The organism is Micromonospora sp. L5 (assembly GCF_000177655.2).
Taxonomy (GTDB): Bacteria; Actinomycetota; Actinomycetes; order Mycobacteriales; family Micromonosporaceae; genus Micromonospora; species Micromonospora aurantiaca.
On the sequence record NC_014815.1, the window covers coordinates 473,167 to 485,471 of the forward strand.

Here is a 12,305-nt window from a genome sequence, read left to right on the forward strand (position 1 = left end):
ACGCGCGGGGTGGGGAAAGTCGTGGAGTGCGGCAGGGTGGCTGCCTACCATCGGCTGATGACCGACACGACGATCAGCCCTCGCGGCGGCGTCCCCGAGCGTCCGAGCCTGGACGGCCTCGAGGAGACCTGGGCCCGCCGCTGGCAGGAGGACGGCACGTACGCGTTCGACCGCACGAAGGAGCGGTCGGACGTATACGCGATCGACACTCCCCCGCCGACCGTGTCGGGCGAGCTGCACATGGGTCACGTCTTCTCGTACACCCACACCGACACGGTGGCCCGGTTCCAGCGGATGCGCGGACGCACCGTCTTCTACCCGATGGGCTGGGACGACAACGGGCTGCCCACCGAACGCCGGGTGCAGAACGTGTACGGCGTGCGTCCCGACCCGTCGTTGCCGTACGACAAGGACTGGCGCCCGCCGGCCGCACCGGTGGACGACGCGGCCCGGAAGAACCCGACAGCGATCTCCCGGCGCAACTTCATCGAGCTGTGCGAGCTGCTCACTGTGGAGGACGAGAAGGCGTTCGAGGCGCTGTGGCGGCGGTTCGGGCTGTCGGTGGACTGGTCGCTGACGTACACCACGATCGGGTCGGCGGCCCGCGCGGCGAGCCAGCGCGCGTTCCTGCGCAACCTGGCGCGGGGCGAGGCGTACCAGGCCGAGGCGCCGACGCTGTGGGACGTCGGGTACGGCACCGCCGTCGCGCAGGCGGAACTGGAGGACCGGGAGCGGCCCGGCGCGTACCACCGGCTGCGGTTCACCGGGCCGGACGGCCGCGAGGTGCTGATCGACACCACCCGGCCGGAGCTGCTGCCGGCCTGCGTGGCGCTCGTCTGCCACCCCGACGACGAGCGGTACGCGGACCTGGTCGGCGCCGCTGCGCGTACCCCTGTGTTCGGGGTCGAGGTGCCGGTGCGCGCGCACCCGCTGGCGGACCCGGCCAAGGGCACGGGCATCGCGATGGTCTGCACGTTCGGTGACCTGACCGACGTGACCTGGTGGCGGGAACTGCGGCTGGACACCCGCGTGGTGATCGGCCGGGACGGACGCCTGCTGCCGGAGCCGCCGGCCGGCGTGCCGGCGGAGCCCTACGCGGCACTGGCCGGGCAGACGGTGAACGGCGCCCGGCGGACGCTCGTGGAGCTGCTCGCCGACGCGGGCGACCTGGTCGGCGAGCCGCGGCCGATCACCCACCCGGTGAAGTTCTACGAGCGCGGCGACCGGCCGCTGGAGATCGTCTCGACCCGGCAGTGGTATCTGCGCAACGGCGGCCGGGACGCCGGCCTGCGCGAGGAGTTGCTGGCCCGGGGGCGGGAACTGCGCTGGGTGCCGGAGCACATGCGGCACCGGTACGAGCACTGGGTGGGCGGTCTCACCGGTGACTGGCTGGTCAGCCGGCAGCGGTTCTTCGGCGTGCCGGTGCCGGTGTGGTACCGGCTCGACGACGCTGGCGAGCCGGACTGGTCCCACCCTCTCACACCGGACGAGGCGATGCTCCCGATCGATCCGACGAGCGAGCCGCCGCCCGGATACGAGGAGACGCAGCGCGGTGAGCCGGGCGGTTTCACAGGCGACCCGGACGTGCTGGACACCTGGGCCACCTCGTCGCTGACCCCGCAGATCGTCGGCGGCTGGGAGACCGACCCGGACCTGTTCGCCCGGGTCTTCCCGATGGACCTGCGCCCGCAGGGGCACGACATCATCCGGACCTGGCTGTTCGCCACTGTGGCCCGGTCCCACCTGGAACACGGCGCGCTGCCGTGGCACACAGCTGTGCTCTCCGGCTGGATCCTCGACCCGGACCGCAAGAAGATGTCGAAGTCCAAGGGCAACGTGGTCACGCCGATGGCGCTGCTGGAGCGCAACGGGTCCGACGCGGTCCGCTACTGGGCCGCCAACGGCAAGCCGGGCATGGACCTCGCCTTCGACCCGGCCCAGGTCAAGGTGGGCCGCCGGCTGGCCACCAAGCTGCTCAACGCGTCGCGGTTCGCGCTCGGGCTGGGCGCCGCCGACGCGCTGCGGGCCGCGGCGACCCAACCGCTGGACACCGCGATGCTCGCCGAACTGTCCGGCGTGGTCGCGACCGCGACCACCGCCTTCGACGGGTACGACCACACGGCCGCCCTGATGGCCACCGAGGCGTTCTTCTGGCGGTTCTGCGACGACTACATCGAGTTGGTGAAGGAGCGCGCCTACGGCACCGGGCCGGCCGCCGACTCGGCCCGGGCGGCGCTGGCGACCGCGCTGTCGGTGCAGTTGCGCCTGTTCGCGCCGGTGCTGCCGTTCGTGACCGAGGAGGTCTGGTCGTGGTGGCGGTACGGGTCGGTGCACCGCTCACCGTGGCCGACCACGTACGAGGTGGGCCGCGCCATGGAGGCGCCGGGTGACCCGGAGCTGCTGCGGCTGGCCGCTGACGCGCTGGGTCAGGTGCGCCGCGCCAAGTCGGAACGGAAGCTGTCGATGAAGGCGGACGTGCCGCTGGCCGAGGCGCTCGGACCGGCGGCGGTGCTCGACCGGCTCGGGACCGTCGCCGACGACCTGCGGGCCGCGGGCCGGATCGCGAAGCTGGACCTGCTGCCGGACCGCACCACGGAACTGGTCATCGCCTGCGCGTTCTGAACCGCCGCACGGCGGCCGGATGTAAGGAAGGGCCCCTTCTTAACGCCTGGCGTTGTAGAAGGGGCCCTTCTTAACACCCCGGAGGGCCGACCGGGCCGGCCCCTCGGCGGTGCATGCCTCACTCGGCCGCGCAGGCCGCCTTGAGCTTGTCCCGGGCGGTGGTCAGATCCGCCTTGCTCGGCGCCTTGCCCGGCGCCTTGGCCCAGGTGTCGGCGAGGTCGGTCATGGCGGTGGCGACCCCCTTCACCGCGGCGTTCACCTCGTCGCTGCTGGTGAAGGCGTGCGTGTAGAGCGTGGCCGCGCCCGCCGAGTACTGGGCGCTGACCGCCGAGTGGCCGGCCGGCGGGCCGATCTTCTCCGCCTCGGCCACCTCCTTCAGCGCGGCCGTGATGTCCTTCTCCGCCGTCGCGCAGGTCTTCCGGGTGGCCTCGTCGAGGCCCGCCGGCGCCGGGGTCACCGGCGGCACGGAGGTGGCGGCGGGGGCGGAGGGCGCCGCCGGCCCGGCCGAGGGCTTGTCGTCATCGCAGCCGGACATGACGATCATCGCGACCGCGGCCGGAGCCAGCAGGGCGAGGCGAGCTGAACGCAAGGTGTTCTCCCCGTGTCGGTGTGCGTAGCCGCCGCAAACTAACAGACCGGACACGGCAGGGCAGAACCCGTTTTCCGGCGCTCGTGCCGGAAAACGGGTTCCGCCCCGGGGTTCAGCTCGTCTCGCCGGCCACGCTGAACGAGCGCAGGCGGTCGATCGCCAGCACTGTGAACCCGACCGCCACCAGGGCGGTGAGCACCGCCGCGACCGGCACCGAGACGGTGGTGCCGAGCAGCGGCGTCGGCGCCATCCGGTCGGCCAGGGCGATCACCCACTGCTGGATCGACAGCACCCGGGTGCCGCCGACGAACCGGCCCAGCAGCCCCTCCCAGATCAGCACGTAGACCAGGCCGAGCAGCACCGGCCGCCGGGTCACCAGGCTCAGCGCGAGGAACAGCGCCGAGTACGCCAGCGCGCCCGCCGCCGAGGCGGCGACCAGTGCGAGTCCGAGGCGTACCGAATCGGCGAGAACGCCCGCGACGTAGATCGGGACGCCGACGGTGACCGCTGTGACGCCGGCCGCGACCGCCAGCTTCGGCAGCACGATCTGCCAGCGCGGCAGCGGCTTGGTGAGGATGTGCACGACGGTGCCGTCGTCGATCTCCGCGCCGAGCACGCCGGTGCCCACGATCAGCGCCACCACCGGCAGCACCACCGCGAGGCCGAGGCCGACGAGCACCGGCGGTCCCCACTGGCCCGGGTCGACGCCGAGCGACCGGCAGAGCACCGCCAGGCCGATCAGGACCAGCGGCAACGGCAGCAGCATGAGGAACCGGCTCCGGCCGAACAGGCCGCGCGCGGTGATCCAGGTGACTGTCGACATCATGCCTCCACCAGATACGAGAAGACGCTCTCCAGCGACTCGTCCTCCGGCAGGAGCTGCCGGACCCGGATGCCGTGCCGGAGCGCGATCCGGGGCAGTGCCCGGGTGAACGCGCCGTAGTCGCCGGCCTTGACCGTCAGGCCGGTTCGGTCCAGCTCGACGCCGGAGACCGACGCCTCGGCCATCAGCGCCACCGCCAGCGCCCGGTCGTCGGTGGAACGCACCCCGAACACGTGCGGCCGGTTGGTCATCAGGCGGCGGATGGTCCGGTAGTCGCCGGAGGCGGCGAGCCGGCCGGCCACCATCACCTGGACCGTGCCGGAGACCTGCTCGACCTCCTCCAGGATGTGCGAGCTGAACAGGATGGTCCGCCCCGCGTCGCCGAGCCGGTGCAGCAGTGCCATCATGTGCAGCCGCTGGCGCGGGTCCATCCCGTTGAACGGCTCGTCGAGCAGCAGCACCTGCGGGTCGTGCACGAGCGCGGCGGCGACCCGGGTGCGCTGCCGCATGCCCTTGGAGTAGGTGCCGATCCGGCGGGTCTGCGCGTCCTCCATCTCGACCAGCTCGATCGCCCGCCGGGTGGCGGCCTCCGGGTCGGGCAGCCGGTGCAGCTTGGCGCTGGCGAGCACGAACTCGTACGCGCTGAGGAACGTGTGCACCGCCTCGCGCTCGCTGACCAGGCCGAGCCGCCGGTAGACGGCGGGGTTGCGCCAGGTCGGCTCCCCGTCCAGCGTCACGGTGCCGCGCGACGGGGACAGGAAGCCCGCCATCATGTGCAGCAGCGTGGTCTTCCCGGCGCCGTTGGGGCCGAGCAGGCCGGTCACGCCGGGGCCGAGCCGCATGGTGACGTCGTTGACCGCCACCACGTTGCCGTACCAGCGGGAGACGCCCGCCAGGTCGAGCGTGCTCGTCGCGGCGGCGGGCGCGCCGGCCGTCGACTGGGTGCTGATCGCCGTCATCGGGCGGCCACCTTCCGGTATCGCAGGAGCAGCAGGCTGACGCAGGCGGCGACCAGCAGCACGGCGGCCACGGCGTAGACCGGCCCGAAGTCGCCGATCGGCATGCCGCCCCGTCCCTGGGTCAGCCGGTCGCCGAGCGCCCAGTTGCCCACGCCGCCGACGAGCGTCGGCGGAGAGGCCACGAAGGCCAGCTCGTTGATCGTCCGCGAGGGCAGGATGGACAGCACGCCCACGACCGGCGTGGTCATCAGGAAGACCGCCACGATGCCGCCGGCGGCGAACGCGCGCTTGCCGGTGAGCGAGGCGACGAGCAGGGCGATCGAGGCGAACACCACCGCCCACAGCCCGGCGTAGAGCAGCCCGGGCAGCAGGTCGAGCAGTTCGTCCCACACCCCGCGTACACCCCGGTTCGTGGTGAACGCGGCGCCGAGGAACATCACCAGCTGCGGGCCGCCGAGCAGCAGCCACAGCGCGGTCACCAGCGCCAGCAGCTTGGACAGGGCGTAGTCGCCGCGCGGCAGCGGCCGGGAGAAGTACAGCGGCAGCACGCCGCTGCGCAGGTCGCGGGAGACCAGCTCGGGCGCGGCCACCGCGGCGAAGAAGATGACCAGCCAGCTCATCGCGTCGGCGAACTGGGCGTACGTCATCACCACCTCGCCGATCTGGCTGCGTACCGCGGTGACGCCGGCGGCCACCACTGTGACCACGGAGACGACCAGCCACGGGAAGATCTTGGCCTTGGCGCTGCGGCCCAGCCCGAAGACGGTACGCACGCCGTGCAGGTAGAGCGCGCCGAAGACCTGCCGGCGGCCGAGCCGCGGACCGGTGTAGCGCTGGTAGCCGATGTCGTGGATGACCCCGGTCGCGTCAGACATGGCTGGGCTCCCTCGCGGCGAAGAGTTCGGCCACCCGGTGCCGCCGCTGGTCCAGCCGGTGCAGCGGCAGGTCCAGCTCGGCGACCGCGCCGAGGATCTGGTCGTAGGTGGCGTCGTCGGCGAGCGGGACGAGCAGCAGCCGCCCGTCGCGGGTCACCGGCAGGTCGAGCGCGGTGAGCCGGGCGGCCAATTCCTCCGTGCCCTCGCTCACCTCGACCGCGAGCACGTCGGTGGCGGTGGTCATGGCGGACACCCGGTCCGCGCGCAGCAGCCGGCCGCCGTCGATGGCGACGAGCGTGTCGCAGATCCGCTCCACCTCGCCGAGCAGGTGCGAGCAGACCACCACCGAGATGCCGAACTCGGTGCCGATCCGGTGGATCAGCGCGAGCATGGCGTCCCGGCCGGCCGGGTCGAGGCCGTTCGTCGGCTCGTCGAGCAGCAGCAGGTCGGGATCGTGCACGAGCGCCTGGGCGAGCTTGACCCGCTGCTTCATGCCGGTGGAGTAGCCACCGACGGCCCGGTGCCGCTCCTCGTGCAGACCGACGTGGCGCAGCGCCTCGGAGGCCCGCTCGCGGGCGACGGTGCGCGGCAGCCCGCTGATCCGGCCCAGATGGGTGACCAGCTCGGCGGCGGACAGGTCGGGCGGGAGGGCGTCGTGCTCGGGCATGTAGCCGACCCGGGCGCGGACCGCGGCGGGGTCGGTGGTGGGGTCGAGGCCGAGCACCTGCACCCGGCCGCTGGTCGGCGGGAGCAGACCCAGCAGGATCTTGATCAGAGTGGACTTGCCGGCGCCGTTCGCGCCCACCAGCCCGATGATCCCCGGCTCGACCGACACGGTGAGGTCGGCCAACGCGGTGACCCGGCCTCCGTACGTCTTGGTCAGCGACTCGGTCGCGAGCAGTGTCACGCCGTTCAGCGTAGAACTCCGGTGCCTCGCCGGAGCCTCTCCTGACCCCTGCGATCCCCTGATCCTCGGCCTCCGCGGCCCTTAGGTGGCGGGAGCGGCGGCGCGCCTCGGGTGGAGGACTCGCGCCGGCTCCGGTCCCGTCTCCGCCGAGCGGTCCGGCGGATACGGGACCGCGCGCTCGGCCGGTCGGCGCGCGCAGGCAGCCGTTCGCACGATCGACCGGCCGCGGCCCGCCGGTAAGGATTCGGTGACCCCGACTCGTCCTCGGCACGGTCGCCGGAACAGGCGATCACCGGGAGGCCGGGTGGCGCTCTCGACCGATCGCCGGTGGGCTGCGAAACTGTGTGCCGGCCGGTGAGTTGGGGGTTCGATGAGCAACGGGTGGCTGCTGCCCGAGGACGTTCTGCGGGATGCGCCGTCGTACGCGCCCAGACCCGCTGAGCTGGCCGATCTCCAGTTGTTGCTGAGCGGGGCGTACGCACCGCTCACCGGTTTCATGAGCCGGGCCGACCTGTCCTCGCTGAACCGGCGCGGCCGGCTGGCCGACGGCACGCCGTGGCCGGTGCCGGTGACACTCCAGGTGCCGGCGGCGCTCGCCGACGGGCTGGACCCGGCCGACCCGGCCCGCCGGGCGGTGGTGCTCACCGACGGCGAGGGCGCGCCGGTGGCGGCGATGGACGTGACCGACGTCTGGCCGGGCCGCGAGGGCATGGTGGGTGTCGGCGGCACGGTGCGCCGCCTGGGCGACGGCGGCCACGGGCCGTTCCAGCGGCTGCGGCGCGGCCCCGACGAGGTACGCGGACTGCTGCCGCCGGGCCGGGTGCTCGGCGTGTTCGCCGACCGTCCCCTGCACCGGCCGCAGCTGGCGCAGATCGCGCACGCGGCCCGTACGCTCGGCGCGCACCTGCTGGTGATGATCCCGGTGGGCGAGGAGTCGATCGGCGGCCTGCCGGCCGAGTCGCTGGTGCGCAGCGTGTTCGCCGCCCGCGACCGGATGCCCCCGGCGACGCTCGTGGCGGTGCCGCTGGCCCGGCGGCGCGACGAGATCAGCGACGCGCTGCTGCGGGCCCGGGTCGCCGCCGCGTACGGCGTGACCCACCTGCTCTCCACCGAGGGCATGCTCTCCGGCGCCGGTCTGCGCGTGCTGGTCCCCCGCGAGCTGGCCTACGACAACCGGGACGGGCAGTGGCGCTGGCGCGAGGACATCCCGCCGCGCAACCGGCGGCTGGCGCTGAGCGCGCGCGAGATCGACGACCTGCTGGACCGGGGTTTCCCGCTGCCCGAGTGGCACACCCCGCCGGCGGTGGCGAAGGAACTGGCCCGGGCGCGCCCGCCGCGGCGGCACCGAGGGCTGGTGATCTTCCTGACCGGCCTGTCCGGCTCGGGCAAGTCGACGATCGCCCGAGGGCTGGCCGACGTGCTCCGCGAGCAGGGCGACCGCACCATCACGCTGCTCGACGGCGACGTGGTGCGGCGGGAACTCTCCGCCGGGCTGGGGTTCAGCAAGGCCGACCGGGATCTCAACGTGCGCCGGATCGGCTGGGTGGCCGCCGAGATCGCCCGGCACCGGGGCGTCGGCATCTGCTGCCCGATCGCTCCGTACGCGGCGGCCCGCGCCACCGCCCGGGAGATGGCGGAGACGGCCGGGGCGGGCTTCCTGCTGGTCCACGTGGCGACGCCGCTGGCGGTCTGCGAGCAGCGCGACCGCAAGGGCCTGTACGCCCGCGCCCGGGCCGGCCTGATCACCGGGATGACCGGCATCGACGACCCGTACGAGGCGCCCACCGACGCCGACCTGGTGGTGGACACCTCGGATCTGAGCGTCGAGGAGGCCATCGGGAAGGTGATGGAGCACCTGACCGAGACCGGCTGGGTGGAGCCCCGCCTCCAGCCCGCGTGACCGCCTGACCGCCGGCCGAGTCCCGGCACTCCAGCACCCTCGACCGCCGTCGTCCGGCTTCCGGACGGCGGCGGTCTCGCATCACCCCTCGTTGCGCGGTAGTGTTCGTCTTTGTTGGAACACGTTCGACCGCGTGGAGCGCCCGCGTGGGTCGGTGAGGCGCGGAGGTGAGCCGGGGATGCTGGCGCGGCAGCGGCAGACGGCCATCCTGGAACGACTGCGCCGCGCCGGCGGCGTCCGGGTCACCGAGCTGGCGGCCGAGTTCGGCGTCTCCGACATGACCATCCGGCGCGACCTGGACACGCTGCACGAGCAGGGCCTGCTCGCCAAGGTGCACGGGGGCGCGACGCCGGCCGGTCCGGGCTCGACCGACGAGCCCGGCTTCCACGCCAAGTCCGTCCGCCAGTCGGCGGAGAAGGCCGCCATCGCCGAGCATGCCGCAGGGCTGGTCCGGCCCGGCGCCGCGATCGCGCTCTCCGCCGGCACCACCACCGCCGAGCTGGCCCGGCGGCTGGTGGACGTGCCCGGCCTCACAGTGGTCACCAACTCGCTGCCGGTGGCGGAGGCCCTGCACGTCGGCGGCCGGCCCGACCAGACGGTGGTGCTCACCGGCGGCGTACGCACACCGTCGGACGCGCTCGTCGGCCCGCTCGCCGTGGCCGCGATCGCCGCGCTCCACCTGGACCTGCTCTTCCTGGGCGTGCACGGGATCAGCGAACGGGCCGGTTTCACCACCCCCAATCTGATGGAGGCGGACACGAACCGGGCGCTCGTGGCAGCGGCGGACCGGCTCGTGGTGCTCGCCGACCACACCAAGTGGGGCACCGTCGGCATCTCGTCGATCGTGCCGCTGGAGGCGGCGGACGTGCTGGTCACCGACGACCGGTTGGCACCCGAGGCCCGACGGGTACTCGACGACAGGGTGGGTGAGCTGGTGACGGTGCCCACGACGAGGGGGGCGGAGTGAAGCGTACGCAGATCGCGCTGGCCGACGGCCGCGAGCTGATCTACTTCGACGAGCGGGACGACGCGGTCCGCGACCAGCCGGACCGGCGGGACCTGCCCCCTCCCCCGCCCGCCTCGCAGCTGCGGTACGACCCGCTGACCGACGAGTGGGTGGCGGTGGCGGTGCACCGGCAGACCCGCACGTTCCTGCCCCCGGCCGACCAGTGCCCGCTGTGCCCGTCCCGCGGTGAGCGGCACAGTGAGATCCCGGCACCCGACTACGACGTGGTGGTCTTCGAGAACCGGTTCCCCTCGCTGAGCCAGCGGGTGGCCGACGAGCCGGCCGAGATCACGCCGTTCACCCCGGTACGCCCCGGACGTGGAAAGTGCGAGGTGGTCTGCTTCACCGACGACCACAACGCCTCCTTCGCCCGCCTCTCCCCGCACCGGGTGCGGACGGTGCTGGACGCGCTCGCCGACCGCACCACCGCACTGAGCGCGCTGCCCGGCGTCGAGCAGGTCTTCCCGTTCGAGAACCGGGGCGTGGAGATCGGGGTGACCCTGCACCACCCGCACGGGCAGATCTACGCGTACCCGTTCGTCACGCCGCGCACCCGCACGATGCTGGCCGCCGCCCGCCGGTACGCCGACCGCACCGGGGGCAACCTCTACGCCGACGTGCTGGCCACCGAACGCGCCTCCGGGGACCGGGTGGTGACGAGCAACGAGCACTGGACCGCGTACGTCCCGGCGGCGGCGCGCTGGCCGTTCGAGGTGCACGTGGCGCCACACCGGCCGGTGCCGGACATCCCGGCGCTCGACGACGCCGAGCGGGACGCCTTCGGGCCGCTCTACCTGGATCTGCTGCGCCGCTTCGACGGGCTGTTCGACCTGCCGATGCCGTACATCGCGGCGTGGCACCAGGCGCCGGTACGGATCGACAGGGAGCTGGGCCACCTGCACCTTCAGCTGTTCAGCATCCGGCGGGCCAAGGACAAGCTGAAGTACCTCGCCGGGTCGGAGTCCGGCATGGGCGTGTTCATCAACGACATCGCCCCGGAACGCGCCGCCGAACTGCTCCGCGCCGGATGAAAGGAGGGGCCCCTTGTTAACGCCTGCGGTAGAGGAAGGGCACCTTCTTAACAGCCGCGGCCCGAGCAGGGGGCGCGGGGGGCCCGGGACAGGACCCCCCGCAGGGAAGGGACGGCTGGCTGCGCTCAGCAGCCTCGAAGGTCGGCCGGCCGGCGCGCGGCCACGGCCCACCTTCATGGACGCGACTGGCATCTCGTCCACCTTGTCAACGAGGGCGCACCGAACGAGGTCACGCCGCCCCGGCGGGCCTGAGGTGTTAAAAAGGGCCCCTTCTACAACGCGAGGCGTTAAGAAGGGGCCCTTCCTTGCACGTCAGGCGGCGAGCTTGCGCGCCAGGTTCTCGTCGAGCGCGTTCATGAACTCGTCGGTGGTCAGCCACGGGGCGTCCCGCGAGATGAGCAGCGCGAGGTCCTTGGTCATCTGGCCACCCTCGACGGTGTCCACGATGACCTTCTCCAGCGTGTCGGCGAACTCGGTGACCGCCGGGGTGCCGTCCAGCTTGCCCCGGTGGGCCAGGCCCCGGGTCCAGGCGTAGATCGAGGCGATCGGGTTGGTCGAGGTCTTCTCGCCCTTCTGGTACTGCCGGTAGTGCCGGGTGACGGTGCCGTGGGCGGCCTCGGCCTCGACGGTGCGGCCGTCCGGGGACAGCAGCACCGAGGTCATCAGGCCGAGCGAGCCGAAGCCCTGCGCGACGGTGTCGGACTGCACGTCACCGTCGTAGTTCTTGCAGGCCCAGACGTATCCGCCCTCCCACTTGAGCGCGGCGGCGACCATGTCGTCGATCAGCCGGTGCTCGTAGGTGAGGCCGGCGGCCTCGAACTCGGCCTTGAACTCGTTCTCGAACACCTCGGCGAAGATGTCCTTGAACCGGCCGTCGTACGCCTTGAGGATGGTGTTCTTGGTCGACATGTAGACCGGGTAGCCGCGGTCCAGGCCGTACCGGAACGAGGCGCGGGCGAAGTCCCGGATCGACTCGTCGTAGTTGTACATGCCCATGGCGATGCCGCCGCCGGGGAAGTTGGCGACCTCCATCTCCATCGGCGTGCCGCCGTCGGCCGGGGTGTAGGTGATGGTCACAGTGCCGGGGCCGGGGACGACGAAGTCGGTGGCCTTGTACTGGTCGCCGTGCGCGTGGCGGCCGATGATGATCGGCTTGGTCCAGCCCGGGACGAGCCGCGGCACGTTCGACATGATGATCGGCTCGCGGAAGACCACGCCGCCGAGGATGTTGCGGATGGTGCCGTTCGGCGACCGCCACATCTTCTTCAGGCCGAACTCCTCCACCCGGGCCTCGTCCGGGGTGATGGTGGCGCACTTGACGCCGACGCCGTGCTCCTTGATGGCGTTGGCGGCGTCGACCGTGACCTGGTCGTCGGTGGCGTCACGGTGCTGGATCGACAGGTCGTAGTAGTGCAGGTCGACGTCGAGGTAGGGCAGGATCAGCTGCTCCCGGATCTGCTTCCAGATGATCCGGGTCATCTCGTCGCCGTCGATCTCCACGACCGGGTTGTTTACCTTGATCTTCGCCATCGGCCGGCGCTCCTCTCGGGGGACACGTGCTCAAGCAGTACGAGCGTACTGGAAACTGGCCGG

The 12,305-nt window shown here is 72.6% G+C and carries 10 protein-coding genes; 4 read left to right on the top strand and 6 right to left on the bottom strand.

Annotated elements, in window-relative coordinates; translation table 11 throughout:
- Window positions 1–57 precede the first annotated feature (57 nt).
- Window positions 58–2,622 (top strand): valine--tRNA ligase, encoded by a 2,565-nt coding sequence (valS, locus tag ML5_RS02360; protein WP_041784054.1) that lies wholly within the window; start codon window positions 58–60, stop codon window positions 2,620–2,622.
- Window positions 2,623–2,740: 118 nt separating this feature from the next.
- On the opposite strand, the gene ML5_RS02365 is transcribed toward valS, so the two are convergent.
- From ML5_RS02365 to ML5_RS02385, 5 genes are all read right to left on the bottom strand, one after another.
- Window positions 2,741–3,166, bottom strand: a complete 426-nt coding sequence (locus ML5_RS02365; RefSeq protein WP_013288489.1) for a hypothetical protein — start codon at window positions 3,164–3,166, stop codon at window positions 2,741–2,743.
- Between the two features lie 157 nt (window positions 3,167–3,323).
- Entirely contained in the window at window positions 3,324–4,034 is a 711-nt protein-coding gene (locus tag ML5_RS02370) for an ABC transporter permease subunit (protein WP_013288490.1), read from the bottom strand.
- A complete protein-coding gene (locus tag ML5_RS02375) occupies window positions 4,034–4,993 on the bottom strand; it encodes an ABC transporter ATP-binding protein (protein WP_013288491.1) in 960 nt (319 codons plus the stop codon). Before ML5_RS02375 ends, ML5_RS02370 begins: the two co-directional genes overlap by 1 nt.
- The gene (locus ML5_RS02380) at window positions 4,990–5,868 is read right to left on the bottom strand and encodes an ABC transporter permease (RefSeq protein ID WP_013288492.1); all 879 of its coding nucleotides are present in this window, start codon (window positions 5,866–5,868) and stop codon (window positions 4,990–4,992) included. Before ML5_RS02380 ends, ML5_RS02375 begins: the two co-directional genes overlap by 4 nt.
- Window positions 5,861–6,775, bottom strand: coding sequence for an ABC transporter ATP-binding protein (locus ML5_RS02385; protein WP_013288493.1), 915 nt, complete (start codon window positions 6,773–6,775; stop codon window positions 5,861–5,863). The genes ML5_RS02380 and ML5_RS02385 overlap by 8 nt, the downstream gene beginning before the upstream one ends.
- 370 nt (window positions 6,776–7,145) lie before the next feature.
- Here ML5_RS02385 and cysC point away from each other — a divergent pair, with 370 nt between their 5' ends.
- The 3 genes from cysC to galT all read left to right on the top strand — a co-directional run bounded on the left by cysC (window position 7,146) and on the right by galT (window position 10,712).
- Window positions 7,146–8,675, top strand: a complete 1,530-nt coding sequence (gene cysC / locus ML5_RS02390; protein WP_013473616.1) for an adenylyl-sulfate kinase — start codon at window positions 7,146–7,148, stop codon at window positions 8,673–8,675.
- A 178-nt stretch (window positions 8,676–8,853) separates the two neighbouring features.
- A complete protein-coding gene (locus ML5_RS02395) occupies window positions 8,854–9,642 on the top strand; it encodes a DeoR/GlpR family DNA-binding transcription regulator (RefSeq protein ID WP_013288495.1) in 789 nt (262 codons plus the stop codon).
- Window positions 9,639–10,712: a galactose-1-phosphate uridylyltransferase gene (gene galT / locus ML5_RS02400; RefSeq protein WP_013473617.1), complete on the top strand. Its 1,074-nt coding sequence runs from the start codon at window positions 9,639–9,641 to the stop codon at window positions 10,710–10,712. Before ML5_RS02395 ends, galT begins: the two co-directional genes overlap by 4 nt.
- Window positions 10,713–11,024: 312 nt before the next feature.
- On the opposite strand, the gene ML5_RS02405 is transcribed toward galT, so the two are convergent.
- Window positions 11,025–12,242 carry an NADP-dependent isocitrate dehydrogenase gene (locus tag ML5_RS02405; RefSeq protein WP_013288497.1) on the bottom strand — a complete coding sequence of 406 codons (1,218 nt, stop codon included), beginning with the start codon at window positions 12,240–12,242 and terminating at the stop codon, window positions 11,025–11,027.
- Window positions 12,243–12,305: the final 63 nt, after the last annotated feature.